The following is a 5323-nucleotide window of genomic DNA, read 5'->3' as shown; positions in this document are numbered from 1 at the left end:
CTACATCTACAATTACGCCAATCTCAGCATAAGTGAGCCCCTATAGATTAGGGGGAATTTTAGAATTGCTTGCGTCTATTTTCGAGTTGGCTAGGTGTGAGCGTACGTGCGTCTTGAAGTTTCATAGCTTATATCCAGCAGAAATAATGCCAACTGGTTTTCCGCCTAATTAATAAAATAGCTATGGCCATAGGAGTTAGCAAGGTGACAATCAGTAAAGATATGAAGGTCAGTCAATAAGGTGAATTTTCATCAAGCTCAGTCATGAGCTGATCAGTATAGTACTCAAACGAGTAGGTCAAAAAGTCAGCCATGAAAATATCTATCGCCACTTAGCAGAGTACCTGAAAACGGGTGTAAACTTATGTAAGGAGCTATGCATCAATGGAAAGAGCCGCTATCGATGTAGACTCGGCACAAGGCGAAGCAAAATATAGAATAGGTTTGAACGAGCGCCCCGCAATCGTTGACGCTAGACCTCGTTGTGGAGACAGGTAATAGCATGCGATTGCAGTAAGCTAAGGGGATCGTTTTATCCTAAATAACTATGAACGAGATGGTTGAGTAATCTAGAGAATGAGACCAGTGCCTCCGCAGCCTGGGCAATCATCAAGAAGTGAAAGGCTTATCGAGTGGTGACCCTCGGCAATGATAACGGTCTTGAATTTGCAGGACATGAGAGGATCTGCTAGGAACTCGGAGCCGCAGGTTATTTTTACGCCACCTATGCTAGTTAGGGAAAAGGTGGAGTTGAGGTAGTTGCTAGCTCCTCGAGCTTTGAGATAATCGTCCACGGTCGCTGTGGCTAGGGCGATTTACTCATCCGTTGTACCGCTACGGTTGGAGAAAAGAAAAAGTGCCTATGGATAAGCGTATTTCAAACACGCAAATACAAGCAGACCTTATAATTCCAGTCAGAGCATCAGCTACCAGAGTGCTAGAAAAGGTGGCAATTTCAGCGCTTCTTACCCCACGTTTTCTTATTAGCAGTCAGGCTATTTTCCACGGTACTAAGTATAAGTTCTTTACCGTTGGGGCTGAGGGTGAAGATTTCTTTTGCTGTCGCGTTTTCTTTGGGAAGAGTCACGGCCTCGAGCGCCCATTGGAGGGAGATTAGTGTGCCCGAAAAGCTATAGGGTTCGAGCGGTAGGGTGAGCTCGAAAGCCTGCTCAGCTTGCCCTTGCGCATCCCAACTACGTTCTTCTGCCAGCTCGATGTCCTGGGTGCCTCGGCCTTCGGTGAACCAGAAAAGCCGTAGCTCAACTTTCTTTGTCGCAGCCGCAGCAGTCCAGATGACCTTGCCAGAAATAGTGGCGCCGGGTAGGAACTCGGAGCTTTCTTGATCGAGCTGGATAGAGATGGAGTCTGTCATATGCTTAGTGTTGGGAGTTGGCTGGAAGGACGGTCACCTCGTAGTTGTCCTTGATGTCGGGCCAGAGTGAGATTTCACCGCGCACGCGCAGCGACCATTTGATCGCGTTGTTAGAGCTTTTCCAGCTCGGCATTAAGTCAGAGCTTAAGAGAATCTCGGACTCACCACGCCTCACTTTGCGTGGATCTTTGGTGTCGAGTAATACTTGCTCGTAGAAGACTGATGTGTCGGTTACAGTGTTGGTGCCACGTCGGTAGTGGGCCTCTTCTTCGCTAACGAGATAGATGGCAAAGTGGCTGATTTTGTGCTCACCACTGAGGGTTTTCCATTCCAGCTGCGTGGCTTCTCCCAGGGTGATCTCTGCTGGAGCGAGGGTGAGGATTGGGGCCGCATTGAAACATGCGAGGATGCGATAAAAGACGTGCAAAAGCAGAGCTAAGCCAATCAGCACGAAGGGCGTCATGAAGAGGGTGAGAAACCAATCTGGGTCATTTCTTTTCCAGCTTTCGACTGCCTGAAAGACGAATACCGAGACTATGCCATTCCAAAATGCAGCAATGAAAAGTGCACCAAAGATCCAGCCGATGCGCTTTTTGCGTGGGCTAAATTCCTTGCGGAAGCTTGAGCGAAATGGTGATTGCCCTGAGCTATTCGGTTTTTCACGGAGTATTGCGCTAGCGCTGAGAGCTTTCTTTTTCTTCTGCTTTTTGAGGCCAAAGATGAGCCCACCAACTCCGACAGCAATGAAGGGCAGTGGGAAAAGTGTGAAGGCTGCCCACCAGCCCATTTCCCGCTCTAGTAAGGAATCGTGCGGGTTCTCAGGATTGACGAAGCAGGTGATCTGCTTGCCACGTGGATGGTCGTTTACCTTGTCTTGTTTGCCACTCCTACCGCTGGAGCTACCGCCCATGAGCCCAACACTGTTGGATTTGTAGACGCGGCCGCCGTGATTGTATTTATAAAAAATATCGGCGCTGTAGGTGTCACCGTCGTCACCATCGTGGGTGCGGACTTGGCTCCATACTACTGTGCCCGTCGTTGTCTCCCACGACTGCGCAGCAAAGTATTTTTGCCACATCGGTAGGACAAAGAAGATCAATACAGCAAACCCGGCTAAACCAAAAATCCCAAAGAAGGGGATGAGTATAAACTTGCCAGCTTCTTCCTTTTTCTTGGAGGAAAGCGCCTTGTCCTTCTTGCCGAATGATTTGATCCCCATGGTTAAAAGACCAAGCCCTAGCAGTACAAAACAACCACCAAAAATAGCAAATATAAGACCAACCCAGTCGGAATCGTCTGTGGGGTAGATGACTGCCTCAGAGGGGCTTTGTGGGTTGACGTAGCACTCGGTGATTTTACCCTCGTGTGCTACGTCTATCAGCTCTGCGAGGTCGTGGTAGTCGTCCTCACCTTCTTTATCCTGCCAGATTTTAGTGCCAGTGTATTCGGTGTCTTTCCAGCTGTAGCTGTAATTGATGGCTGGCTGAAAGGCTGGGTCTAGCCCGAGCTTGGATTTGACCTTAAAGTGCTCCACCTCGCAGGGAGTGGTCGGCCAAGAAGAACGTTCAGCATCAGAGAGGCTGGACTTGACACCCAGCACGACAAACAGACTGCTGAAAGCGGTCCAGATAAGCCCGAAGATGATGAGGAAATACTTCCCACCAGTGCTGGAACCACCAGTCCCTTTATTGTGGCTACGGAATCTGATGGTGCTCATTGTCTTGATCGAGTGGAGTTTAGCGGAGGCCTACTGCCTTGCGAACGCGGTCGAGAACCTTGGTGGATTCGAGGCGCGCACGTTCGGCTCCATTTGCGATCACGCCGTTGACGTAGTCGAGGTTGTTCTCCAATTCCTCGCGTTTCTCACGGACTGTGGTGAAGTGCTCCCAGTAGGCGTCGAAGAGAGTTTGTTTGAAGTGGCCGTAGCCAAACCCGCCAGCTTCGTGCTCGGCAATCATCTGGTTGAGGGCAGCCTCGTCGGCAAAAAGTTTGTAGAGCGCAATGATGTTAGAGCCTTCTGTCGCCTTCGAGTCTTCCACTGCTGATGAGTCGGTTAGAATGCGCATGATGATCTTACGGATCGCTTTTTTGCCGCCCGCGAGTGGGATGGTATTACCGTAGCTCTTGCTCATTTTCTGGCCATCGATACCAGGGACAACGGCAGTGTTCTCCCTAATTTGGGCTTCAGGAACCACGAGTGTGCCTTCACCAAACTTGTCGTTGATCTTATTTGCTAGATCGCGGGTGACTTCCACATGCTGCTTCTGGTCCTTGCCTACTGGCACGACCTTCGCATCGTAGAGCAAAATGTCGGCTGCCATCAAAGCTGGATACGCGAAGAGAGCGTGGTTGGCTGAAATACCTTTAGCCACTTTGTCTTTGTAGGATGTGCATCGCTCCAGCAGCCCCATCGGGCAAACAGTGGAGAGAATCCAAGCGAGTTCATTGACCTCTGGGATGTCGCTCTGGCGGAAGATAGTGGCCTTCTCAGGATCGAGCCCACAAGCGAGGAAGTCGATTGCAAGGTCCTGCACGTTCGCACGGAGAGTAGCGGCATCGGTCATCGATGTCATCGCGTGGTAGTCCGCTAGAAAGTAGAAGGCGTCGCCTTGGTCCTGGAGTTGAACGGCTGGCTGTACCGCTCCGAAATAGTTGCCGATGTGGAGTTTGCCGCTCGGTTGAAGTCCAGTGAGAATTCTCATGGTAGGGAAAATGGTATGGATGTGGGAAATAAACTAACTACTGGGTGATCGTAGTCTGTGGTATTTGAGCTGGTTGTTGCTGTAGCTGGGATTTCTGAGTGCGAGGCTCGCCCTTCCAAGTTTTTCCATAGGCTTTGTTTTCTACTCCCGTGCCAAGACTTTTAACATCGCGTCCGAGACCGACAAAGGTGTTGCAGGAATTGAGTGTGAGAGTCGCTGCAGAAGCTAGTAAGAGAACGCTGAATTTCATGCGCGCAGTGTTGTGCTACCTTACCTACTTTTCAAGTGCCAAGTTTGGCCAATGGTGCGGGGGATGTTGGACCGCGAAACTCGCTGAAAACACGTAAGCAATCTAGCTGCGTTGTGATGGGTTAGGGCGCATATTCAAATGGTAGCGCAGAAAGTGATGGTTTCGGAGAACCGTATGGACAGATCATCGGGCTAACTGCGGAGGCAGGACTGTGGTGCCATCTGGCAGGTGTGTGAAGATGTCGACATCTTGGTTTCCTCGTCTTTCTCTTGTAGTACCAGTTTTTCCGCTACCATCTTGGTTGAGTGGTGGGCCTCCTCCGTAGTCGATTGCAACACATTCGACGGAGCCATTGAGTTTGGAGATGATAGCTCTTCCTTGCCACACGCCAGTGTTGAATACTCCAGATTTTGTTGAATTATCGAAGAGAATGGGGAGGTTAGTACGTGAACGAGTGGTGAGTCCCATCACATAGCCTGTTGTGTTTTCATTTTCTGTGAGTGAGCGATTATTATAAGGTGGGAATACGTTCGCAGAGCCAAGCACTTCGGCATTATCCTTACTCCAGAAGCACTCTTCGGTCTCCATGACACCAGCTTGAATTAATTGGGTAAAGCAGACGACCGCAGTTGGCGATTCACTTTCTGAGTCAGTTGGGTAAAGACCATCGTGGTCTTTGGCATAGCTGAAAAGGGCCACGTAGACATGCTTGTGCTGCCCAATGTCATTGGTGAGCTGGGCAGCGTGGGTTTGTTTTTGGATGGAGCCATAGGACATGGCTCCAAAGATAGTGAGAAGCAGTATAGGTATGGCCCATTGGGCGATCCGTAGATTGCGGGAGACGGGTGGTTTGTGGCTCACTTAAGGGTGTGTTCTTGAGTGCTGAGGCTCGGTACATGCGGCGCGGAGCTGCAGTGGACTAAGCTTCATCTTTATGGGGTATTTTTGGGAAATGAGGAAGTCATTTGGTAACTCACCGACCGCACACGTCAAGTCGCG

Annotated in this window: 6 protein-coding genes; all 6 read right to left on the bottom strand. The window is 50.1% G+C overall.

Translation table 11 applies throughout. The annotated features are described in order from the left end of the window. Window positions 1-569 precede the first annotated feature (569 nt). Entirely contained in the window at window positions 570-794 is a 225-nt protein-coding gene (locus ABGY95_RS13095; protein ID WP_347442134.1) for a hypothetical protein, read from the bottom strand. A 161-nt stretch (window positions 795-955) separates the two neighbouring features. Beyond that, complete coding sequence (locus ABGY95_RS13090) at window positions 956-1372, bottom strand: hypothetical protein (protein WP_347442133.1); 417 nt, start codon at window positions 1370-1372, stop codon at window positions 956-958. Window positions 1373-1376: 4 nt separating this feature from the next. Beyond that, window positions 1377-3089, bottom strand: coding sequence for a DUF3592 domain-containing protein (locus ABGY95_RS13085; RefSeq protein ID WP_347442132.1), 1713 nt, complete (start codon window positions 3087-3089; stop codon window positions 1377-1379). Window positions 3090-3108: 19 nt separating this feature from the next. Further along, complete coding sequence (gene trpS / locus ABGY95_RS13080) at window positions 3109-4074, bottom strand: tryptophan--tRNA ligase (protein ID WP_347442131.1); 966 nt, start codon at window positions 4072-4074, stop codon at window positions 3109-3111. A 37-nt stretch (window positions 4075-4111) separates the two neighbouring features. After that, on the bottom strand, window positions 4112-4324 hold the full coding sequence (locus ABGY95_RS13075) for a hypothetical protein (RefSeq protein WP_347442130.1): 213 nt from the start codon (window positions 4322-4324) through the stop codon (window positions 4112-4114). A 183-nt stretch (window positions 4325-4507) separates the two neighbouring features. Continuing rightward, window positions 4508-5185, bottom strand: coding sequence for a hypothetical protein (locus ABGY95_RS13070; protein ID WP_347442129.1), 678 nt, complete (start codon window positions 5183-5185; stop codon window positions 4508-4510). Window positions 5186-5323 lie beyond the last annotated feature (138 nt).

Source organism: Rubritalea sp. (genome assembly GCF_039830215.1).
Classification (GTDB): Bacteria; Verrucomicrobiota; Verrucomicrobiia; order Verrucomicrobiales; family Akkermansiaceae; genus Rubritalea.
Note: the sequence above shows the minus strand (reverse complement) of the source record. Positions and strands in the feature narration are given on the sequence as shown.